The 20,759-nt window shown below is 69.9% G+C and carries 20 protein-coding genes; 6 read left to right on the forward strand and 14 right to left on the reverse strand.

The features are described from left to right. Nucleotides 1–164: 164 nt before the first annotated feature. The 3 genes from E4M00_RS07685 to E4M00_RS07695 are packed head-to-tail and all read left to right on the forward strand — an operon-like array spanning nt 165 to nt 5,394. Nucleotides 165–1,592 carry an MFS transporter gene (locus E4M00_RS07685; RefSeq protein ID WP_135119896.1) on the forward strand — a complete coding sequence of 476 codons (1,428 nt, stop codon included), beginning with the start codon at nt 165–167 and terminating at the stop codon, nt 1,590–1,592. Between the two features lie 14 nt (nt 1,593–1,606). Then, nucleotides 1,607–3,781: a molybdopterin oxidoreductase family protein gene (locus E4M00_RS07690; RefSeq protein ID WP_135119897.1), complete on the forward strand. Its 2,175-nt coding sequence runs from the start codon at nt 1,607–1,609 to the stop codon at nt 3,779–3,781. After that, the gene (locus E4M00_RS07695; RefSeq protein ID WP_275668171.1) at nt 3,778–5,394 is read left to right on the forward strand and encodes an FAD-dependent oxidoreductase; all 1,617 of its coding nucleotides are present in this window, start codon (nt 3,778–3,780) and stop codon (nt 5,392–5,394) included. The genes E4M00_RS07690 and E4M00_RS07695 overlap by 4 nt, the downstream gene beginning before the upstream one ends. Nucleotides 5,395–5,414: 20 nt before the next feature. Here E4M00_RS07695 and E4M00_RS07700 read toward each other — a convergent pair whose 3' ends face one another. From E4M00_RS07700 to E4M00_RS07735, 8 genes are all read right to left on the reverse strand, one after another. Then, complete coding sequence (locus E4M00_RS07700) at nt 5,415–6,566, reverse strand: molybdopterin molybdotransferase MoeA (protein WP_135119898.1); 1,152 nt, start codon at nt 6,564–6,566, stop codon at nt 5,415–5,417. Nucleotides 6,567–6,628: 62 nt separating this feature from the next. Continuing rightward, on the reverse strand, nt 6,629–6,901 hold the full coding sequence (locus tag E4M00_RS07705) for a DUF6457 domain-containing protein (RefSeq protein WP_135119899.1): 273 nt from the start codon (nt 6,899–6,901) through the stop codon (nt 6,629–6,631). After that, the gene (gene mobA, locus E4M00_RS07710; protein ID WP_167756843.1) at nt 6,898–7,566 is read right to left on the reverse strand and encodes a molybdenum cofactor guanylyltransferase; all 669 of its coding nucleotides are present in this window, start codon (nt 7,564–7,566) and stop codon (nt 6,898–6,900) included. The genes E4M00_RS07705 and mobA overlap by 4 nt, the downstream gene beginning before the upstream one ends. Nucleotides 7,567–7,576: 10 nt before the next feature. Beyond that, nucleotides 7,577–8,248 carry a ribosome maturation factor RimM gene (gene rimM, locus E4M00_RS07715; protein ID WP_240036910.1) on the reverse strand — a complete coding sequence of 224 codons (672 nt, stop codon included), beginning with the start codon at nt 8,246–8,248 and terminating at the stop codon, nt 7,577–7,579. Then, on the reverse strand, nt 8,245–8,487 hold the full coding sequence (locus tag E4M00_RS07720; protein WP_055819239.1) for an RNA-binding protein: 243 nt from the start codon (nt 8,485–8,487) through the stop codon (nt 8,245–8,247). The genes rimM and E4M00_RS07720 overlap by 4 nt, the downstream gene beginning before the upstream one ends. Nucleotides 8,488–8,489: 2 nt before the next feature. Continuing rightward, on the reverse strand, nt 8,490–8,909 hold the full coding sequence (gene rpsP / locus E4M00_RS07725) for a 30S ribosomal protein S16 (protein WP_056162166.1): 420 nt from the start codon (nt 8,907–8,909) through the stop codon (nt 8,490–8,492). A gap of 175 nt (nt 8,910–9,084) precedes the next feature. After that, nucleotides 9,085–9,783 (reverse strand): ArsR/SmtB family transcription factor, encoded by a 699-nt coding sequence (locus E4M00_RS07730; RefSeq protein WP_135119901.1) that lies wholly within the window; start codon nt 9,781–9,783, stop codon nt 9,085–9,087. Further along, nucleotides 9,780–10,694 carry a DMT family transporter gene (locus E4M00_RS07735; protein WP_135119902.1) on the reverse strand — a complete coding sequence of 305 codons (915 nt, stop codon included), beginning with the start codon at nt 10,692–10,694 and terminating at the stop codon, nt 9,780–9,782. Before E4M00_RS07735 ends, E4M00_RS07730 begins: the two co-directional genes overlap by 4 nt. Nucleotides 10,695–10,824: 130 nt before the next feature. On the opposite strand from E4M00_RS07735, the gene E4M00_RS07740 reads away from it, so the two are divergent. Continuing rightward, nucleotides 10,825–11,970 (forward strand): glutamate--cysteine ligase, encoded by a 1,146-nt coding sequence (locus E4M00_RS07740; protein WP_135119903.1) that lies wholly within the window; start codon nt 10,825–10,827, stop codon nt 11,968–11,970. Between the two features lie 15 nt (nt 11,971–11,985). On the opposite strand, the gene ppk2 is transcribed toward E4M00_RS07740, so the two are convergent. The 3 genes from ppk2 to E4M00_RS07755 form a co-directional block, all read right to left on the reverse strand. Further along, a complete protein-coding gene (gene ppk2, locus E4M00_RS07745; RefSeq protein ID WP_135119904.1) occupies nt 11,986–12,882 on the reverse strand; it encodes a polyphosphate kinase 2 in 897 nt (298 codons plus the stop codon). 32 nt (nt 12,883–12,914) lie between these two features. Next, complete coding sequence (locus E4M00_RS07750; protein WP_135119905.1) at nt 12,915–14,363, reverse strand: GH1 family beta-glucosidase; 1,449 nt, start codon at nt 14,361–14,363, stop codon at nt 12,915–12,917. A gap of 133 nt (nt 14,364–14,496) precedes the next feature. Then, complete coding sequence (locus tag E4M00_RS07755; protein ID WP_135119906.1) at nt 14,497–15,294, reverse strand: LLM class F420-dependent oxidoreductase; 798 nt, start codon at nt 15,292–15,294, stop codon at nt 14,497–14,499. A gap of 140 nt (nt 15,295–15,434) precedes the next feature. Between E4M00_RS07755 and E4M00_RS07760 the strand changes: the two genes are divergently transcribed. Then, nucleotides 15,435–16,199, forward strand: coding sequence for a phosphatase PAP2 family protein (locus E4M00_RS07760; RefSeq protein ID WP_240036912.1), 765 nt, complete (start codon nt 15,435–15,437; stop codon nt 16,197–16,199). 31 nt (nt 16,200–16,230) lie between these two features. On the opposite strand, the gene ffh is transcribed toward E4M00_RS07760, so the two are convergent. The 3 genes from ffh to ftsY all read right to left on the reverse strand — a co-directional run bounded on the left by ffh (nt 16,231) and on the right by ftsY (nt 19,281). Further along, the gene (ffh, locus tag E4M00_RS07765) at nt 16,231–17,802 is read right to left on the reverse strand and encodes a signal recognition particle protein (protein WP_056162149.1); all 1,572 of its coding nucleotides are present in this window, start codon (nt 17,800–17,802) and stop codon (nt 16,231–16,233) included. 38 nt (nt 17,803–17,840) lie between these two features. Then, nucleotides 17,841–18,341 (reverse strand): DUF2004 domain-containing protein, encoded by a 501-nt coding sequence (locus E4M00_RS07770; RefSeq protein WP_135119907.1) that lies wholly within the window; start codon nt 18,339–18,341, stop codon nt 17,841–17,843. A gap of 64 nt (nt 18,342–18,405) precedes the next feature. Then, nucleotides 18,406–19,281 (reverse strand): signal recognition particle-docking protein FtsY, encoded by an 876-nt coding sequence (gene ftsY, locus E4M00_RS07775; protein ID WP_135119908.1) that lies wholly within the window; start codon nt 19,279–19,281, stop codon nt 18,406–18,408. A gap of 102 nt (nt 19,282–19,383) precedes the next feature. Between ftsY and E4M00_RS07780 the strand changes: the two genes are divergently transcribed. Continuing rightward, complete coding sequence (locus E4M00_RS07780) at nt 19,384–20,754, forward strand: FAD-binding oxidoreductase (protein ID WP_167756844.1); 1,371 nt, start codon at nt 19,384–19,386, stop codon at nt 20,752–20,754. Nucleotides 20,755–20,759: the final 5 nt, after the last annotated feature.

The following is a 20,759-nucleotide window of genomic DNA, read 5'->3' on the forward strand; positions in this document are numbered from 1 at the left end:
GGCCCGTGCTCCCGCCCGATCGAGTTCTCACAGCAGCATCCGTGCGCGGTGAGAAGCCGGTATCGCAGGGTTTACACCCGGCACGGCCTGCGGAAACACGCGCTCGTTAGCGTCGAGACACGAGGCCGGGGAGCCTCGTCGCCTTGAGACTTCGGGAGATCACCATGACGAGCACAGTGACAGGCACCGCCCCCACAGGAAGCCCCACCGGGATCGACTCCGGTACCGCCGCCGGCAACGCGTCGTCGGAGCTCGTCCATCGCCCGGGGCGGTGGATCGACAACTGGAATCCCGAGGACGACGCGCAGTGGACGGGGCCGGGACGCCCCATCGCGCGCCGCAACCTGCAGTGGTCGATCTTCGCCGAGTTCCTGGGCTTCGTGGTCTGGCAGCTCTGGAGCATCGTCGTCGTCGCGCTTCCCGCCGCCGGCTTCACCCTGAGCACCGGGGAGATCTTCTGGCTCATCTCGATCCCGAGCCTCGTCGGCGCCACCCTGCGCTTCCCGTACTCCTTCGTCGTCGCGAAGGTGGGCGGCCGCACCTGGACCATCATCTCGGCCGGTCTCCTGCTGCTGCCGACCATCGCCCTGGCGACGGTCGTCGGCAATCCCGACACCCCCTTCGCCGTCCTCCTCGGAGTCGCGGCCCTCGCCGGATTCGGCGGAGGCAACTTCGCCAGTTCCATGTCGAACATCACCTACTTCTACCCGCAACGGGAGAAGGGCTGGGCGCTCGGCCTGAACGCGGCCGGAGGCAACCTGGGAGCATCCGTCGCCCAGTTCGTCGTTCCGATCGTCATCACGATCGGAGCAGGCGCCGCTCTCAACCTGCCGCTCGCCGGCTGGGTGTGGGTGCCCCTCATCCTGCTCGCGATGTTCGGCGCCTACCGCTACATGGACAACCTGTCGTCGGCGAAGGCCGACTTCGCGGGTTCGGCCGCGGCCCTCCGCGAACCGCACCTCTGGCTGCTGGCGTTGCTTTACATCGGCACCTTCGGATCGTTCATCGGCTTCGCCAGCGTCTTCCCGAAGCTCATCGCCGACCAGTTCCCCGAGTTCTCGACCTTCGCCGTGGGCGGGGCGGCCATCTCGCTGGCCTTCCTCGGCGCGCTCGTCGGCTCGCTCGCCCGGCCCTATGGCGGACGCCTGGCCGACAGGTTCGGCGGCGCGCGCATCACGATGACCGCATTCGCCGTCATGGCCGCCGGCGCCCTGCTCGTGGTCTGGACGCTGCCCCTCGGCAACTTCTGGATCTTCCTCGGTTGCTTCCTGCTGCTGTTCGTCGCCACCGGCGTCGGAAACGGTGCCACCTACAGGATGATCCCGACGGTGTTCGCGGCCCGGGCCGGCGCAGCGCACGGCGGTCCCAGCATCACGACGCAGCGCAAGGCTGCGGCGGCCCTGGGCCTGATCTCGGCGATCGGCGCCTACGGCGGCTTCCTCGTGCCGCAGATCCTCAACCTGTCGCAGGCGACCTCCGGCGGCTACGCCAACGCCTTCTACGGATTCGTCGCCGCCTACGTCGTGCTGCTCGCCGTCACGTACACCGTCTACGTGCGCCGCGGTTCCGCGCTCGCCGCCCACCGCATCTGACGCCAGAGGACTCCATGCCTGCACTGCCCGTCGCGGCCACCCCGACGCACTGCCCGTACTGCGCCCTGCAGTGCGCCATGACGCTGACGCCGGCTTCAGCTCCGGCTCTGGGTCCGACTACGGTTCCGGCTCCGGATGCCGTTCCCGCCGTTCCCGTCGTCGAAGGCCGCGCGTTCCCGACGAACCGCGGCGGGCTCTGCACGAAGGGCTGGACGTCTCCGACCCTGCTCGGCTCCCCCGACCGCATCACGGCCCCGCTCATCCGCGGCGCCGACGGCGCGTTCCGGGAGGCCGGGTGGGACGAGGCACTCGACCTCGTGGCCGACCGGCTGCGCGAGACGCGGCGGCTGCACGGGGCGGATGCGGTCGGCGTCTTCGGCGGCGGCGGGCTCACCAACGAGAAGGCGTACCTCCTCGGCAAGTTCGCCCGCCTCGCCCTCGGCACCAGCCGCATCGACTACAACGGCCGCTTCTGCATGTCGTCGGCGGCCGCGGCCGGCACCCGCGCGTTCGGCATCGACCGCGGACTGCCGTTCCCCGTCGAGCACCTCGACGCCGCCGAGACCGTGCTGCTGCTCGGCACCAACGTCGCCGAGACCATGCCGCCCTTCATCGGCCACCTCACCGGGGCGCAGGCCGCCGGCGGCCTGATCGTCGTCGACCCGAGGCGCACGGCCACGGTGCGCCTCACCGAGGATGGCCAGGGCATGCACGTGCAACCCACGCCGGGATCCGACCTGGTGCTGCTGCTCGGCCTCATCCACATCGTCATCGCCGAGAGGCTGTGGGACGAGGCCTACGTGGCCGAGCGCACCACGGGGTTCTCCGAGCTGCGTCGGTCGGTGAGCGTCTGGTGGCCGGAGCGCGTCGCCTCCGAGACCGGGGTTCCCGTGCCGCAGTTGCGGGAGGTCGCCCGTCGCCTCGCCTCGGGGCGGGGAACGTACATCCTCACCGGGCGCGGAGTCGAGCAGCACGTCGACGGAACCGACACCGCCACGGCCGCGATCAACCTGAGCCTGCTGCTGGGGCTCCCGGGGTCCCGGCACTCCGGCTACGGCACCCTCACCGGGCAGGGCAACGGGCAGGGCGGCCGCGAGCACGGTCAGAAGGCCGACCAACTGCCGGGCTACCGAAAGATCGCCGACCCGGAGGCCCGTCGCCATGTCGCCGCCGTCTGGGGCGTCGACCCGGCGATCATCCCCGGGCCCGGCCTGCCGGCGGTGCAGCTGCTGCAGTCGCTCGGGCAGCCCGACGGCATCCGCGCCTTCCTCGTGCACGGCTCGAACGTGGTCGTCTCGGCACCGAACGCGGCCCGGGTGGCGGCAGGCCTCGCCGCCCTCGACTTCCTCGTGGTCTGCGACTTCTTCCTCTCCGAGACGGCGGCTCTCGCCGACGTCGTGCTTCCCGTCACGCAGTGGGCCGAGGAGGAGGGGACCATCACCTCGCTCGAGGGTCGCGTACTGCGCCGTCGCCGAGCCGTCTCCGCCCCGCCCGGCGTGCGCGACGAACTGTGGGTGCTGCACGAACTTGCCGATCGACTCGACGCCCCGTCGACCTTCCACACCGACCCCGAAGCCGTGTTCGAGGAGCTGCGGCTGGCCTCGGAGGGCGGCATCGCCGACTACTCGGGCATCGACTACGCCCTGCTCGACGCCGGAGAAGCCGCTTTCTGGCCCTACCCGCGCGGGTCGGTCGGAACACCGCGCCTGTTCGCCCAGAGCTTCGGCCATCCCGATGGCCTGGCACGCATCGTCGCCGTCGCTCCCACGCCTCCGGCCGAACCGCTGAACGTCGACGGCGGACTGACGCTCATCACAGGCCGGCTGCTCGAGCACTACCAATCGGGTGCGCAGACCCGACGGGTGCCCGAGCTCGCCGCGGCCCAGCCGCACGCCAGGCTGCAGCTGCACCCGGCGACGGCAGCCCGCCTCGGCATCGACGACGACGCCGTCGTCGAGGTGGTGAACGGGCGCGGAATCGTGCGCTGTCGGGCACGACTCAGCGTCGACATCCGCCCCGACACCGTGTTCCTGCCGTTCCACTTCCCGGCCGACGAATCGGCGAACGTACTCACCCTCGATGCCGTCGACCCGATCTCCGGCATGCCGGAGTTCAAGAAGAGCGCCGTGCTCGTGCGCCCCGTGCTCGAGACCGTCGACGCCCGTGCCACGCTCGAGGTGGCTCTGTGAGGGTCGTGCTGATCGGCTACGGTCCCGTCGGGTCGCGCTTCGTCGACGAGATGCTCCCGTCCGTCCGCGACGGCTCGGTCGAGCTGACCGTGATCGGCGCCGAGACGACGGATGCCTACAATCGCGTTCTCGTGGCAGAGCTCGCCGTCGGTCACACCGACCTGGAGAGCATCATCGTCGCCGACAGGGGCGGGGCTGCGGCATCCGGCGTCAGGGTGCTCACGGGAACGACCGCCGTCGCCATCGACACCGCGGCGGCCCAGGTCGTCCTCGACACCGGTGAGCGTGTCGGCTATGACAGGCTCGTGCTGGCCACCGGCGCCCGCGCGAACATCCCGACGCTCGACGGTGTCGCGAAGCCACAGCGCGACCTGACGCACCTGGAGAAGTACGGGCCGGCACTCGTCGGCCGCGACGACGACCTGCCGACGGGCATCACCGTGTTACGCGACCTCGCCGACGCCGAGCGCATCGCGCGCACGGTGCGGGCCGGTGGCCGCATCGTGGTGCTGGGCGCCGGCGTGCTCGGACTCGAGCTGGCTCTGGCGGCGACGCAGGCGGGAGCCCAAGCCTGCGTCGTGCACCACGGCGACATCCCGATGCCGCGCAACCTCGACAGGGGTGGCGGGCGCGTGCTGCAGGCGGCCCTGCGTCGAGCCGGGGTGAGCGTCGTCGAGCACAGCCGGGCCGAGGCCGTGAGCTTCCACGAGCACGAGACCGGCGACCGCAGCTTCGACGCCCTCATCACGGCCGACGGAAAGCAGATCCGCGGCGACCTGCTCGTGCTCTCCTGCGGGGTCGGAGCACGCACCGAACTGGCCACCCTCGCCGGTCTCCAAACGGCGGCCGGCATCGTTGTCGACGCGGACCTCCGCAGCTGGAGCGACCCGGCCATCTCGGCGATCGGCGACTGCGCGCACGTCGTGCCGCGCACGGCAGAAGCCGCGGAGCTCGCCGTGCTGCCGGGCGCGCCGACCGGACTGATCGGTTCGGGCTGGCGTCAGGCCGCCTGGTTGGCGGCGCAGCTGAGGGCCGAGGCTGCGGGCCTGCTCGCCGACCCGGCCGCGCCGGCTGAACGTGACGCCCTCGTCATGCTCAAGGCCGAGGGCATCGACGTCGTCGCCATCGGCGACGTCTCGGCCGAACCGTGGGATCCGCAGTACGCCGACGACCTCGACGACCCGCGAGGCCCGCAGCGTGTCGCGCAGTGGGCCGATCCCGAGAACGGCAGCTACGCGAAGCTCATCACCCGGAGCGGGGTGCTGACGGCCTTCGTCTGCGTGGGCATGCCCCGCACCGCCGCCGAGCTCACGCTGCTCTACGAGCGGGGAGCGGAGCTTCCGGCCGACCGCTCGGTGCTGCTGCGCTTCGACGGCCCCGACTACACCCCGGCGCTCGACAGCGACGTCTTCGCACCGGGTGCCACCGTGTGCTGGTGCAACGGCGTCACCGTCGCGCACATCGCCGATTCGGCCGCCTGCGGCAATACGACCGTGGCCTGCATCGGCAAGGACACCCGTGCGGGCACCGGATGCGGCGGCTGCAAGGGTCGAATCGCCGACCTGCTGGTGCACCTCGAGGCGACAGGCGGCACGACGTCGGCCGCGGTCTGAGCCCACCTGGCGCTGGGACGTCAGCGGCGCGCGGCCAGCGCCCACGGCAGCGGGAGCATCACTGTCGGAGCCGGTGCATCCTGCGGGGCGACGACGGCGAGGCCATCGGCCTCCGACAGGCCCCTCAGCATCGCGGAGCCGCGCCACGAGGTAGCGACCGCCCGTCCGTTCTCGCGGTGGAACGGGATGATGCGGGTGTCGTGCTCGATCGGCTCCACGTCGAGCTCCAGCAGGGGCTCGAGCTGCGCCAGCGCTCCCCCGGTCATGCCGGCGACGAGCGCGGGCGCGAAGCTCAGCAGGCACACCAGCGCTGCGAGCGGGTTGCCGGGGAGCGCGAGCAACGGTCGGCCATCGGCCAGGCGCGCCAGGAGCACGGGATGACCCGGCCGCATCCGGACGCCGTCGACGACGATGACTCCCCCGGCGTCCTCGACGGCGTGGCGCACCCAGTCGCCCGAGCCGCGTGAGGTGCCCCCGGTCGTGATGACGAGATCGGCTTCGTCGGAGTGCTGCAGCGCATCGGACACGGCGGCATGGGAGTCCGTCGCATGGTGACCGGAGTCCAGCGACAGCCCCAGCATCGGCAGCAGGCTCGAGAAGACGGGCGTGTAGGCGTCGCGCACCTCGCCTCGGCGAGGAACGCCGGCGGTGATCACCTCGTCGCCCGTCACGACGAGCCTGGCGCGGGCGAGTCGGCGCACCTCGAGGGTGTCGAGTCCCGAGACGGCCCCGAAGGCCACGTGAGCCGGGGTGAGGACGGTGCCGGCAGCCCACAACAGTTCGTCCGCAGCGATCTCCTCCCCTGCGCGACGGATATGGCGGCCGGCGGGCGGGTCGCCCGCGGCACGACCGGAATCGTTCAGCGATAACGCCTCGGCACCGGCCGCGTCGCGCACGGTGGCTCCGTGCTCGCTGCGCAGGACGGCGCGCGAGCCCGGCGGCACGACAGCCCCTGTCGTCACGGGTCGGGCGTGGCCGGGTCGGAGCGCGTCGCCGGGTGAGTTCGCGCCCATCCGCACCGGGTCGCCGACACGCCACGGTCCGTCTCCGGCGATAGCCCACCCGTCCATGGCGCTGATGTCGGCGATCGGGAGCGAGACGACGGCGAGGGCGTCGGCCGCCGAGGTGAGGCCGACGACGTCGCTGATGGCTGCAGGCAGCGAAGGCAGCATCCGCTCCGCCCCGAGGGATACGGAGCGAGCGCGGGCCTCGTGCCAGCTCGGCGAGGAGGAGCTCACTCGGTCTCGCCGGGGCCCGCGAGCTCGGCGAGCAGCGTGGCCAGTCGGCGCACCTCGGCGGCGTCGGCACCGGTCCGGCCCGCCGCATAACCGAGCAGGAAGGTCGTCACCGGCGCGGCCGGGCGGGCGACGCCGTGGGCGGCATCCCGAGCCAGGTCGAGCAGCACCGGGATCTCCACCTCGAGGTCGCCCAAGGACGAACCGTCGGCGTCGAGGCGGGCGGAGACACGGCGCACCCAGTCGTCGAGGCCGTCGGGGGTGTTCGTCATGGCGTGTGCTCCTCGGTCTCGTGCGGCAGGGCGATGCCATGGTACGCGGCATCCTCGGGCGTATCGATGTCGGCCGTGACGCCGTCGGGCAGCGCGATCTCCCGCAGCCGCAGGTCGCGGATCAGGCGGCGCAGCGACGATCCGTCGATCGGATCGGCGTGAGAGCGCACGGCGCTCTCCAGCGCCTCGGAGCGGTAGGCCGCGAGCAGGGGTTGGCGGAAGCCGGCGGCATCGACGCCGATCACGCCGTCGCGGCTCCGGGCTGTGCCGTCACCGTCGTCGACGTCGACGTCGGCGTCGGCGACCGCGACAGCGCTGAGCAGCGCCGCGACGGCCTCCTCGATGCGGGGAAGGTCGACGGCGATCACCACGATCATCGGGGCGAGCGGATGCGGCAACGCGGCGAGTCCGGCGGCGAGAGCCGCTGCCGGGCCACCGTAGAGCGGCCGCTCGCGCGTGACGATCACCCGGGGATCGAGCCCGGCGTCGCCGTCGCCCACCCACACGATGGCGCGGGCCGAGCCGACGGCGGCGAGGCTGCGGTCACGGAGGCTGCGCCCGTTCCAGAGCAGCGCCGGCTTCGACGCGCCGTGAAGGCGATGGGCGCGCCCACCCGCGACGATCACGGCGTCGAACGCCGGGACGACCGCGGGAGCGCGACTCACGCGGAAGGGATCAGTTCTCGGAGGGAGCTGCGTCGGGCGAGGCTGCGTCGGGCGACGCGGTGTCGGATGCGGCCTCGGACTCGGCGGCGTCGGCCACGGCATCCGGAGCGGCGGCGGCATCGGGAGCGTCGTCGTCGGGGATCTCCTCGAAGAGGCCGAGCGGAGGAGTCACCGTGACGACACCGGTCGTGAGATCGACGGACGGCACGATGGCCGAGACGAAGGGCACCATGACCTCGCCCGTCGTGGTCTTGACGATGATGAGGTCCTGGGCAGGCAGGTGGTCGATGCGGGCGACGAGGCCCACCTTCACGCCGTCGCGCACGACGTCGAGGCCGACGAGCTGGTGGTCGTACCAGGCGTCTTCCTCACCAGTCAGTTCAGTGGGATCCTGGTCGACCCAGAGGATGGCCTTGGCGAGAGCCTCTGCTGCGGTGCGATCGGGCACGTCCTTGAAGAACCCGACGGGGTGCTGGTTGTACCAGCGGAGTTCGATGAGCTCGATCGACTTGCCGTGCCACGGCGTTCCGGGCGGCACCTGCAGGCTGAACACGGCGCCCGGAACGAAGCGTCGTTCCGGGGCGTCCGTGTAGAGCTCGAGCTTGATCGCGCCCTTGAGTCCGTGCGCCTTCAGCAGGCGACCGACTCTCAGTTGCGTGCGCTTCTGCGCGTCGGCGTTCACCGCGCCGAGTCGGTGTCGACGACGTCGACGCGAACCCGCCGACCGTCCGCGAGGGCGGTGACGAGGGTACGCACCGCCTTCGCGGTACGACCGGCACGACCGATCACGCGACCGAGGTCCTCGGGGTTCACACGAACCTCGAGGATCTCGCCACGCGGGGTGTTCTTGGTGAGCACCTGGACGTCATCAGGGTGATCGACGATCCCCTTGACCAGGTGCTCGACGGCGGGAGCGAGCAAGACTAGGCCTGCTCGTCCGTTGCAGCCTCGACGGCCTCGTCGGCGGGAGCCTCGGCCTTGGCGGCCGGCTTCTCGGCCTTGGGCTTGAGGACCGGCTTCTTCTTCTCGTCGGCGACGAAGGCAGCCTTGGGCTCCTTCACCTTGACGGTGCTCTTGGCGTTCTTGTCACCCTTGAAGGTGCCCCAGTCGCCGGTGAGCTTGAGGAGCGCGGCGACCTGCTCGGTCGGCTGGGCGCCGACGCTGAGCCAGTACTGCGCACGCGCGGAGTCGACCTCGATGAACGAGGGCTCCTCGGTGGGGTGGTACTTGCCGATCTCCTCGATCACGCGACCATCGCGCTTGGTGCGCGAGTCGGCGACGACGATGCGGTAGTAGGGTGCGCGGATCTTTCCGAGGCGCTTGAGACGAATCTTGACAGCCACAATTCTCCTGTGTGTTCTATGAGGTTGGGCGAACTGACAGCCGTGAGCGTGGGGTGCACACTCGGCAAAGGTTCAAGGGGAGTTCCAGAGGCCTGATTAGAGGGTCGGGCGGAAAAGGAACTCGATTGACCATTCTCGCAGATTCCGGCCGTAACGGGTAATCGGCTCCGGATGCTCAGCCGATCGCCAGCCCGAGCTCACGTTGCAGGCCCGTGCGACCCGCATCCGTCACCGTGATCGCACGTCCGTCGGCCCGGCGGATCCAATCGCGCTCGAAGAAGACCGCGGCCAGCGCGGCACCGACTCCCCCGGCCAGGTGCGACCGGCGTTCGGTCCAGTCGAGGCACAGACGCACGACGGGTCGATGGGCGCGACGGATGCCGTCGACGTCGACCCCCAGCGACGCCAGCCAGACGGCTCCGGACGCCGTCATGGCGATGCCGTCGGCGCGGCTGACGTAGTCGCGCTGGTCGAGGGCGTCGAGCACCCCGACGCCGAGGCGTCCGGCCAGGTGGTCGTAGCACGTGCGCGCTGCGGCCAGACCTGCCCCTGCCCGTACGGCCGCGTAGGAGTTCCGAGGCGCTGCGGGGCGCGTGCTCGAGGCCAGCACCTCGACGACGTGAGCAGCATCCGGCCCCGCAAGACGAACGTAGCGGTGGCGCCCCTGCCGTTCCTCCGCCAGCAGTCCGCCACGCACGAGTCGATCGAGATGCCCGCTCGCCGTCGCCGGGCTCACGCCTGCGAGGCGCGCCAGCTCCCCCGCCGTCCATGCCCGGCCGTCGAGCAGGGCGAGGCAGAACGCCGCGCGGGTGGGATCGCCGAGCAGCGACGCGACGGCGGCGACATCGGCTGCGGCTACCGCGGCGGTCGTCATGCCGGCACCGACCGCCGCCGGGACGGCATCCGTGAGAGTGCCACCCCGACCAGGCAGACGACACCGCCGACCACCTGGAGCGGCGCGGGCACCTCGGCGAGGAAGGCCCAGGCGATCACGATCGTGAGCGGCGGCACCAGGTAGGTCGTCACGCCGAGCCGGCCCGCCGGCATGCGGCTGAGGGCGTACGCCCAGGTGGTGAATGCGAGAGCCGTGGGCACCGCGCCGAGATAGACCACGCCCCAGACTGAGGTGGCGGGTGCGGCGACGGTCTCCCCCACGAGCTGCGCGAGGAACGGCAGGCACACGACGGCTCCCACCGTGCACGCGATCCAGGTGACCTGGAGCGCCGGGAGGCGTCGCAGCACGACCTTCTGCAGGATGACGCCGATGGCGTAGCTCACGGCGGCGAGGAGGCAGAGCGCGATGCCCCAGCCGCTTCCGACGGCGACGCCCTGGCTGCCGATCGAGATGAGCACCACACCGACGAGGGACACCACCGCACCACCGATGAGCCAGGGCGGGATCCCCTCGCGCAGCACCGTTCCGGCCAGCACGGCGATGAGGATGGGGCCGACGTTCACCAGCATCGCCGTCGTGCCGGCGTCGAGTTCGAGCTCCGCGGCGTTGAGCGCGATGTTGTACACGGCGAACCAGGAGATCCCGCAGCCGATGAGGAGCAGCCAGTCACGCACTGACGGGCGCACCCAGCCGCGCCGGGCGAGCAGGACGATGCCGAGCACGATGGATCCGACCAGCAGTCGGCCCAGGGTGAGGGCACCCGGGGAGAAGTGCGCTCCGACGGCTCGGATCACCACGAAGGCGGATGCCCATGCCAGCACCGTCACGGCGATCGCCACGAGGGTGAGCGCCGAGACGCGCGTTCCGGAATCGGCGGTGTCAGTGACCATGTCTCGAGCGTATGCCTCGCACAGTTCGGCGGCGGCCGAAGTGTCACGGCCCCCGTCCGGGCGACGAACTGAAAGGATGGCCGACAGGCGGCTCGCCACACCGGTGGCCCGAAGAGAGAACGGCTGACGCGTGCACATCAGTTTCGCCCGATCGGAACGCTCGACCGTCGGCATCGAGTGGGAGCTCGCGCTCGTCGACAAGGGCAGCGGTGAACTCACCGGCGTGGCCCCCCAGGTACTCGAGGCCGTGCGTCCCGCCGACGAGGAGCACCACCCGCACATCACCACGGAGTTGCTGCTCAACACCGTCGAGATCGTCTCGGGCGTGCACGACACCATCGGAGGGGCCGTCGCGCAGATGGGCGAGCTCGTCGACGAGGTGCGCACTGCAGCCGAGCCGTTCGGTGCGGATCTCATGTGCGCCGGGTCGCATCCGTTCAGCCAGTGGTACGACCAGCAGGTCACCGACAAGGAGCGCTACCACCGCCTCATCGACCGCACGCAGTACTGGGGTCGCAACATGATGATCTGGGGCGTGCACGTTCACGTCGGAATCGAGTCGCGCGACAAGGCCATCCCGATCCTCGGTGCCCTGCTCAGCTACATCCCGCACCTGCAGGCGCTCTCGGCGTCGAGTCCGTTCTGGGCCGGCGTCGACACGGGCTACGCCTCGAACCGCGCGCTGATGTTCCAGCAACTGCCCACCGCCGGCCTCCCGTGGCAGTTCGAGGACTGGGCCGCCTACGAGCGGTTCGTCGACGACATGGTCGTCACCGGCGTCATCGACGACGACAGCGAGGTGCGCACCGACATCCGCCCCTCTCCGAAGTGGGGAACCCTCGAGACGCGCGCCTGCGACGGCGTGCCGACGACGCTGGAGCTCGGCGCCCTCGCGGCGCTCATCCAGTGCCTCGTGGAGTGGATGAGCGAGCGGCTCGACAACGGCGAGACCCTCGCGTGGCTGCAGCCCTGGTACACCCGCGAGAACAAGTGGCGTGCGGCCCGCTACGGCCTCGACGCCGAGATCATCCTCGACGCGTCGGGCCGCGAGCGGCTGGTCACCGACGACCTGCGCGAGCTGGTCGAGGCCCTGATGCCGATCGCCGAGCGGCTCGACTGCACCGAGGAACTCGGTCAGGTGATCGAGGTGCTGGATGCGGGCGGTAGCTACCAGCGCCAGCTGGCCGTCGCCGAGGCCTCGGGTGGCGACCTGACGAAGGTCGTCGAGCACCTCGTGCGCGAGATGCGCGCGGGCCGGCCACTGCCGGTCGGTTGACGACAGGGACGTCCCTCAGGCCACCTCGGGCGGCGCGATCGGGGTCTCGCCCTCGTCGTAGACGACGGACGGGCTGCCGATGACGAGCGGGTCGGGAACTCCGACGATGTCCGCATCCTTGCCCGGGTAGTCGAAGCGCGAGAGGACCCAGCGCATCGCCTCGATGCGGGCCCGCTTCTTGTCGTTGGACTTGACCACGGTCCACGGTGCGTGCGGTGTATCCGTCGCGGCGAACATGGCCTCCTTCGCCTCCGAGTAGTCGTCCCACTTGTCGAGGCTCGCGAGGTCCGTCGGCGAGAGCTTCCACTGCTTGACGGCGTCGTCGCTGCGCGAGGCGAACCTCACGCGCTGCTCCTCGCGGCCGACGGAGAACCAGAACTTGATGAGGCTCACCTCGCTCAGCACCAGCATCCGTTCGAACTCGGGAGTGGAGCGGATGAACTCCGCGTACTCCTGCGGCGAGCAGTAGCCCATCACATGCTCGACGCCGGCCCGGTTGTACCAGGAGCGGTCGAACAGCACGATCTCGCCGCCCGTGGGCAGGTGCTCGACGTAGCGCTGGAAGTACCACTGCCGCCGCTCACGCTCGGTCGGCACCGCAAGGGCGACGACTCGGGCACCACGGGGGTTGAGGTGCTCGGTGAAGCGCTTGATCGACCCGCCCTTCCCCGCGGCGTCACGACCCTCGAACAGGATCACGATCTTCTGGTCGGTGTCCTTGACCCAGGCCTGAAGCTTCAACAGTTCGATCTGCAGGCGCCGCTTCTGCTTCTCGTACTCCCGGCGCGACATCTTCTCGCTGTAGGGGTACTGGTGCTGCCAGGCGGCATCCTTCGGAACGGAGAGGCTCAGGGCTGGATCGCTCGTCTCGGGGTCACTGGTCTCGGGGTCGCTCGTCGTCATTCGGCTCATCGTAGCGAGGCTCGGTGTCCGGTTGCTGCTGCTCAGTACGCCCCCGGGGTCTCGGGCAGTCTGCGGGTCCTGATGAGCTCCGAGTACCACTTCGCCGAGTCCTTCGGCAGGCGCTCGAGGGTGTCGAAGTCGACCCGCACGATGCCGAAGCGCTTGGAGTAGCCGTAGCCCCACTCGAAGTTGTCCAGGAGCGACCAGACCTGGTAGCCGCGCAGGTCGACCCCGCGCTGCATGGCACGGTGGGCAGCGGTGAAGTGGCGACGCAGGTAGTCGGTGCGGTCGATGTCGTGCACGGCCGGGCCGTCGGCCTCCTCGGTGACGACGTCGTCGAACGCCGCGCCGTTCTCGGTGACCATGAGGGGCAGGTCGGGGAACTCGTCGTGCAGCGACACCAGCAGCTCCTCCAGACCCGACGGGTCGATGTTCCAGCCCATCTCGGTGTACGGCCCCTCCTGCGCCAGGAACTCGACGTCGCGCGAGCCGGGCCAGGGCGAGCCGCCCATGTCCTTGTGGCCGTCGGCGTTCACCCGCTCGCTCACGCCATCCCACATCTGCACTGTGACGGTGGAGTAGTAGTTGACGCCCAGCACCGAGATCGGCTGGTTGATGATGGCCGTGTCGCCCTCCTGCACGAAGGACCAGTCCGTGACGTCCTTCGTGTCCTCGATGACGTCGGCGGGGTACTCGCCGTGCAGGAGCGGGCCGAGGAAGACGCGATTGGCGAGGCCGTCGATGCGGCGGGCCGCCTCGGCGCCGGTCTCCCCGACGGGGCGGATGACGTGCAGGTTGAGCGTGATCGAGAAGCCGGGGTCGTTGGTGACGACGTCCTGCAGGGCGGTGATCGCGAGGCCGTGGGCGAGGTTCAGGTGGTGGACGGCGGCGAGCGACGACTCGCCGTCCATGATCCCGGGAGCGTGCGCCCCCGATCCGTAGCCGAGGTAGGCGGAGCACCACGGCTCATTGAGCGTCGTCCACACCTCGATGCGATCCCCGAGGCGCTCCCCCACGATGCGGGCGTAGTCGGCGAAGGCGTACGCCGTGGCTCGGTTGGTCCAGCCGCCCTCGTCCTCGAGGGACTGCGGCAGGTCCCAGTGGTAGAGAGTCGCGATGGGGCGGATGCCGCGGCTGATCAGGCCGTCGACGAGGCGCTCGTAGAACGCCAGGCCGGCCTCGTTGGCCTCGCTCCGACCGGTCGGCTGGATGCGCGGCCACGCGATCGAGAACCTGTACGCCTCGAGGCCCAGGCTCTTCATGAGGTCGAGGTCCTCGTCGAGGCGGTGGTAGTGGTCGTCGGCCACGTCACCGGTGTCGCCGTTCCAGACCTTGCCGGGGGTGTGGCTGAAGGTGTCCCAGATCGACGGGCCACGACCGTCTTCGGTGGCGGCCCCCTCGATCTGGTACGAGGCCGTCGCGGAGCCGAACAGGAAGTCGGCTGGGAAGTCGAGGCCGGAGTCGCGGTAGTCGGCGTTGCCCGTGGTCATGGGAGGTCACTTTCTTGTCGAACGGCGCACGACGCCGTGGGTGCTGTCCACTCTAGAGACTTACAGGTCTGTAAGCGAACGTTGCTCGGTTTTCGATTCATGGGGAGGCGGCACCGGATGCCGCTCGTGGGGATCAGGCGTTCGTGCGGTCCCGCCAGGCGAGCCACCGGCGCACGGGCTCGAGGTCGTAGTCGGGCCCACTGATACCGAGGGTGAAGAGGCGGGCGCCGAGGCCGTGGAGAGCCTCGACGTCGGCGTCGCTCTGGCGCCGGAGCTCGATGGAGATCTCGATCTCGTGCGGGTCGCGACCGACCACGACGCAGTGCTCGTCGAGCACGCCGAGTTTGTGCTCGAGGGTCGCCGGGTCGGAGAAGCTGTGCCAGACGTCGGCGTGCTGGGCGACGATGCGGAGGGTCTTCTTCTCTCCCCCGCCGCCGATCAGGATGGGGATGTCGCGCACCGGCGCCGGGTTGAGCTTGGTCCAGCGCTCCTCGATGCGAGGGAGTGCCTCTCCGAGCGCCTTGATGCGGGTGCCCGGGGTGCCGAACTCGTAGCCGTACTCGTCGTAGTCGCGCTCGAACCAGCCGGCGCCCGTGCCGAAGATGAAGCGACCGTCGCTGATGTTGTCGATGGTGCGGGCCATGTCGGCCTGCAGGTCGGCGTTGCGGTAGCTGTTGCAGTTGACGAGGGCGCCGATCTCGACGCGGCTGGTCTGCTCGGCCCAGGCGGCGAGCATGGTCCACGATTCGTAGTGCTCGCCGTCGGCCGCACCGCTCAGCGGGTAGAAGTGATCCCAGTTGAACAGGATGTCGACGCCGAGATCCTCGAGCTCCGACACGGTGTCGCGGATCTTCGCGTAGTGGGCGTGCTGCGGCTGCACCTGGACACCGATACGGACGGAACGATCTCTGGCATCTGTGGCTGCTGTCATCAGACCAGCCTAGGGGGCGCGTCGGGTCGGCAAGGGGGCTGGCGCAACGCTCGCGGGCGGATACAGTGTGGGATTCAGCACCCGGCAGCAAGGACCATGATGAGCACACAGGACATGCGCGAGCCCGACGGCGGACAGCCGTGAGCACGCGGGTCGAGAAGCAGCGGAACCGCCTGCGCGACCTGCACGAGAGGTTCATCGTCGAGGTCCGCTACGTCGAGGCTCGCGACCGCCACGCACTGATGCGCACGGCGCTGCTCCTGGTGATCGTGGGACTGGCCCTGTTCACGATCATCCTGCTCAGCGTGAAACTGCGCGGCGGAGTCTCCGTGATCGACGAACCGTTCGCCCAGTGGGCCAAGGGTGAGCGCTCGCCGGTCCTGACGCAGGTGATGATCGTGCTCGCCGTCGCTTTCGGGCCCGTCGCCATGCCCATCATCATCCTGATCACCACTGTCACCTGGGGCATCCTCGCGAAGCATGCCTGGCGCCCCCTGCTGCTCGCCGGGGGCATGTTGACCGGCGTGATCCTCGCGCTGATCATCGCCCCGCTGGTCGAGCGACCTAGACCGCCGGTCGAGGAGATGCTGTTCGGCCCCGACCACACGTTCTCGTTCCCATCGGGCCACGTGCTCGGGGCGGCAGACTTCGTGCTGCTGACCACCTATCTGGTGTTCTCGCGTCGGAAAAGCCGCCGGACCACCGAGATCGCCTTCGTCGTCGCGGCGGCGGTGATCGCCGTGCTGTCCATCAGCCGCATCTACCTCGGGTATCACTGGCCGACGGATGCCCTGGGTTCCATCTCGCTCGCCGTGGCGATCCTCGGCGGCGTGATCGCCCTCGACACCCACCGCACCGTACGCGTGCGCGAGGACGACGACGCCCCACCAGGCCTTCCGGCCTGATGGGGCGTCGGGAGATCCGCAGCCGGAACGGCTAGCGCAGGAACTTGGTGAGCGCCGCCATCTCCTCGGCGGTCGGAGCGGCGGCAGGCGTCTTGCCGCCGCCGAGGCCGAAGCCCGAGCCTCCGGATGCCGCGGCATCCGTCGCCGACTTGGTCCCCGAGGCGAGCGCAGCGTTCTCTGCGGCCCGCTTGGCCGGGTTGCCCGACTTCGAGCCCTTCTTCTTGGGCTGCTGCTTGCCGCGGCCGCCCGTGAAGCCGGCGCCGGGGATCGGACCCATGCCGGGAACGTTCGGAACGCCACCCTTGGCCACGGTCTTCATCATCTTCGCCGCCTGCTCGAAGCGGCTGACGAGCTGGTTGACGTCGGTCACGGTCATGCCGGAGCCCTTGGCGATGCGCAGACGCCGCGAGCCGTTGAGGAGCTTGGGGTTGACCCGCTCCTTCTTGGTCATCGACTGGATGATCGCCTCGGTGCGCACGATCTCCTTCTCGTCGAAGTTGTCGAGCTGCTGCTTCATGGCGCCGGCACCCGGCAGCATGCCCATCATCTTCTTGATGGAGCCCATGTTGCGCAGCTGCTGCATCTGGCTGAGGAAGTCGTCGAGCGTGAAGGTGTCTGTCGCGAACTTCTCGGCGACCTTGCGGGCCTCCTCCTCGTCGAAGGCGCCCTGCGCCTGCTCGATGAGCGTGAGGATGTCACCGAGGTCGAGGATTCGGCTCGCCATGCGGTCGGGGTGGAACGGCTCGAAGTCGTCGAGGCCCTCACCCGTGGACGCGAAGATGATGGGTCGTCCTGTGACGGAGGCGACCGAGAGCGCAGCACCACCGCGCGCGTCACCGTCGAGCTTCGAGAGCACGACGCCGGTGAAGTCGACGCCGTCCTGGAACGCCTTCGCCGTGGCGACGGCGTCCTGGCCGATCATCGCGTCGATGACGAACAGCACCTCGTCGGGGTCGATCGCCTTGCGGATGTCGCCGGCCTGCTTCATGAGCTCGGCATCGACGCCGAGACGACCAGCGGTGTCGACGATGACGGTGTCGTACTGCTTCTGGACGGCGAACTTCACGCCGTCCTTGGCGACCTTGACGGGGTTGCCGACGCCGTTGCCGGGTTCGGGGGCGAAGACGGGAACGCCGGCCTGCTCACCGACGACCTGGAGCTGCGTGACGGCGTTGGGGCGCTGCAGGTCGCTCGCGACCAGGAGCGGCGTGTGGCCGTCCTTCACGAGCCACTTGGCGAGCTTGCCCGCGAGCGTGGTCTTACCGGCACCCTGGAGGCCGGCCAGCATGATGACGGTCGGTGGCTTCTTCGCGAACTCGAGGCGGCGCTGCTGGCCACCGAGGATCTGCACGAGCTCCTCGTTGACAATCTGCACGACCTGCTGGGCCGGGTTCAGCGCCTTGTTGACCTCGTCGCCGAGGGCCCGCTCGCGCACCTTGCCCGTGAACTCCTTGACGACGTCGAGCGCGACGTCGGCGTCGAGCAGGGCGCGCCGGATCTCGCGCACGGTGCCGTCGACGTCGGCCGCCGAGAGCTTGCCCTTCGTGCGGAGGTTCTTGAAGGTATCGGCGAGCCGATCAGAGAGGGTTCCGAATGTAGCCATGGTGCTACCAGTTTACCGGTGCGCCGCAGCTCTCCAGGTCAGGCGTCGACGTCGGTCGAGACCACATCGCCCCGCATGTCGAACGAGGCGCTGAGGATGCTGTCCGACTCGTCGGGAGCGAGGGCGTACTCGAAGACGGCGAACTGCTCCTCGGAGCCCGAGTGGTGTGGGTGGAAGCCAACCCGCAGCAGCTTCAGCGAACGCAGCACGTCGATGTCGCGGTCACCCGAGTCGTAGTCGAGCGACTCCGCGAGGATCTCGGGATCGAGCTCGGAGAACTGCGAGGTCAGGTAGAGCATCGCATTGGAGCCCTCCTGGCCGATCTCGGCGACGAAGGCCTCCCTGGCGCGAGAATCGAGCTGTTCCAGCGAGTTCACCATGGCGGCGGCCACGTCGAGGGCCTCATCCGTCACCGACTGCTCGCTCGGGGCGCGCAGGTCGACGTCGACGTACTGGTCGCCGGCGTCGACGCCCTCAGACCAGTGCAGCTCGCCGTCGTCGCCGTCGAGGAGTCCGAAGAAGTCGTGCTCGATCGACATCAGGCGATCCTTTCGTTGTGCGGTGGGAAGGCCGGCCGCGCGGGGGTCCGTGCCGTGCCGTGCCTCAGCCGACGAGCTGCTGCGCGAAGACGTGCGGCGTGAATCCGGTGAGGTCGCCGATGCCCTCGCCCTGGCCGACGAGCTTGATCGGGATGCCGGTCTTGTCCTGCACGCTGAGCACGAAACCGCCCTTGGCGGAGCCGTCGAGCTTGGTCAGCACGAGTCCGGTGACGCCCGCGTGCTCGACGAAGGCCTCGGCCTGCGCGAGCCCGTTCTGGCCGGTGGTCGCGTCGAGAACGAGCAGCACCTCGGCGATCGGAGCCTGCTTCTCGATGACGCGACGGATCTTGGTGAGCTCGTCCATGAGCCCGCCCTTCGTCTGCAACCGCCCCGCGGTGTCGATCAGCACGATCTCGAATCCCTCGAGCTTGGCGCGTTCGATGGTCTGGAAGGCGACGGATGCCGGATCCTGGCCCTGCTGCTGCGGACGCACGATCGAGGCACCGGCCCGCTCCGCCCAGGTCGCGAGCTGGTCGACGGCCGCGGCACGGAAGGTGTCGGCAGCTCCGACGAGCACGCTGCGGCCGTAGTTGCCGAGGAACTTGGCGAACTTGCCGATCGTGGTCGTCTTTCCGACGCCGTTGACGCCGACGACGAGCACGACGGCCGGCCTGTCGCTGAGCTTCAACGTGGTGTCGAAACGCGCGAGCCTCTCCTCGATGCCCTCGCGGAGCATCCGCTGCAGGTCCTTCGGGTCGGTGGTGTTGTAGCGGGCGACCTTCGTGCGGAGGTCGGCGACGATCGCCTCGGTGAGGTCGGGACCGAAGTCGGCCGTGATGAGGGCGTCCTCGAGGTCGTCCCAGGTCTCGTCGTCGATCGTCTTCTTCGCGAACATGCCGCGGAGGGCGCCGGAGAGCGACCAGGAACTGCGTTCTGCCATGCGTCCAGCGTACTGGCGTGCGGGGTCTTCCCCGTGTCGGTCGGCGGCGCTATCGTTCGAGGCATCCTCAGATTCCACCCCATCGTCGTCTGGAGTAGCCCTGTGTCATCGTCGACCCCGCCCGCCATCACCGATCTGCAGCGCACCCTCTCCGGTGCCGTCGTCCTCCCGGCCGACTCCGGCTACGACGCCGCCCGCTCGGCCTGGAACCTCACCGTCGATCAACGCCCTGTCGCCGTCGTGACGCCGGCCGACGTCGACGAGGTACGTGCCGTGCTCGCTGCGGCCGCGGCATCCGGGCTCGGAGTCACCGTGCAGCCCAACGGACACGGGGCCAACGGCTCGCTGGAGGGGGTCGTGCTGATCCGGCCGACGGCCTTCGACGAGATCACCCTCGACCAGGAGACCCGCACGGCACGCGTCGGCGCCGGGGTGAACTGGGGGCGCGTGCTCACGGCCCTCGACGGCACCGGACTCGTGGCGCTGGCCGGCAGCAATCCCGAGGTCAACACCGTCGGCTACTCGATCGGCGGTGGGCACTCCATGTTCAGCCGCGCCTACGGGCTCGCCTCGCGGTCGGTGACCGCCGTCGAGCTGGTCGACGCCGGCGGCGAAGCGCGCCGGGTCACGGCTTCGAGTGATCCGGAGCTGTTCTGGGCCCTGCGCGGCGGGGGTGGACTGTTCGGCGTGATCACTGCGATCGAGTTCGCCCTCCACCCCGCAGACACTCTCTTCGGAGGCAGCATCGTCTTCCCGATCACTGTCGGCATCGACGCCATCGTCACCGGTTTCGACCTGGCCGCAGTCGACCCGACGCTCGGCCTCGACATCTCCTTGGCCCGGTTCCCCGACATGCCCCAGCTCCCGCCACCCCTCCGCGGCCAGACCATAGCCTCGGTGGCGTTCGTGCACATCGGGGATGCTGCATCCGCCGCTCCGATCGTGGACAGGCTGCGGTCCATCGGGACTCCCCTGCTCGACGGCCTCACCTCGTTCACGATCGGCGGACTTGCCGCGGTGGCCGCCGAACCGACGGACCCGATGCCGACGGTCGACTGGGGCGGAGCCGTCGACGGGTTCGATCGCGCCACGGCCACGGAGTTCGTCGGAGCGTTCCTCGCGGGCGTGGAGGGCGGGCTCAGCCGTGTGAGCGTGCGACCGCTCGGAGGCGCCATCGCGGCGGATCCCGATGTCGACGACGCCGCGATCGGTGCGCTAGATGCACAGGCGCTGATCAGTTCGGGAGTGCTCGCCTTCACCCCCGAGATGGCTGCCGGGGCGGATGCCGCCCTCGAACCGCTCCGCCGATTCGCAGCCGCCCACCCCACGACCGGCATGGTGCCGACCTTCCTCGGCAGTGGCACGGGGCTGGCCGATGCCTTCGACGCGGGCGCGCTCGATCGGCTGCGTGCCGTGAAGGATCGCGTCGACCCGGGCGGCCTCATCCGCAGCAATCGGGCGCTGCCGGAGTAGCCCGG

Origin of the sequence: Orlajensenia leifsoniae (genome assembly GCF_004570845.1) — a bacterium.
Classification (GTDB): domain Bacteria; phylum Actinomycetota; class Actinomycetes; order Actinomycetales; family Microbacteriaceae; genus Orlajensenia; species Orlajensenia leifsoniae.

Excerpts from the sequence above, each read along its gene's own strand:
- E4M00_RS07700 (WP_135119898.1), bottom strand. The coding sequence starts at position 6,566 with ATGCTGCCTTCGCTGCCTGCAGCCATCAGCGACGTCGTCGGCCTCACC.
- E4M00_RS07735 (WP_135119902.1), bottom strand. The coding sequence starts at position 10,694 with ATGGTCACTGACACCGCCGATTCCGGAACGCGCGTCTCGGCGCTCACC.
- E4M00_RS07770 (WP_135119907.1), bottom strand. The coding sequence starts at position 18,341 with ATGTCGATCGAGCACGACTTCTTCGGACTCCTCGACGGCGACGACGGC.
- ftsY (WP_135119908.1), bottom strand. The coding sequence starts at position 19,281 with ATGGCAGAACGCAGTTCCTGGTCGCTCTCCGGCGCCCTCCGCGGCATG.
- E4M00_RS07730 (WP_135119901.1), bottom strand. The coding sequence starts at position 9,783 with ATGACGACCGCCGCGGTAGCCGCAGCCGATGTCGCCGCCGTCGCGTCG.
- E4M00_RS07685 (WP_135119896.1), top strand. The coding sequence starts at position 165 with ATGACGAGCACAGTGACAGGCACCGCCCCCACAGGAAGCCCCACCGGG.
- ppk2 (WP_135119904.1), bottom strand. The coding sequence starts at position 12,882 with ATGAGCCGAATGACGACGAGCGACCCCGAGACCAGTGACCCCGAGACG.
- E4M00_RS07750 (WP_135119905.1), bottom strand. The coding sequence starts at position 14,363 with ATGACCACGGGCAACGCCGACTACCGCGACTCCGGCCTCGACTTCCCA.
- ffh (WP_056162149.1), bottom strand. The coding sequence starts at position 17,802 with ATGGCTACATTCGGAACCCTCTCTGATCGGCTCGCCGATACCTTCAAG.
- E4M00_RS07755 (WP_135119906.1), bottom strand. The coding sequence starts at position 15,294 with ATGACAGCAGCCACAGATGCCAGAGATCGTTCCGTCCGTATCGGTGTC.
- E4M00_RS07690 (WP_135119897.1), top strand. The coding sequence starts at position 1,607 with ATGCCTGCACTGCCCGTCGCGGCCACCCCGACGCACTGCCCGTACTGC.
- E4M00_RS07705 (WP_135119899.1), bottom strand. The coding sequence starts at position 6,901 with ATGACGAACACCCCCGACGGCCTCGACGACTGGGTGCGCCGTGTCTCC.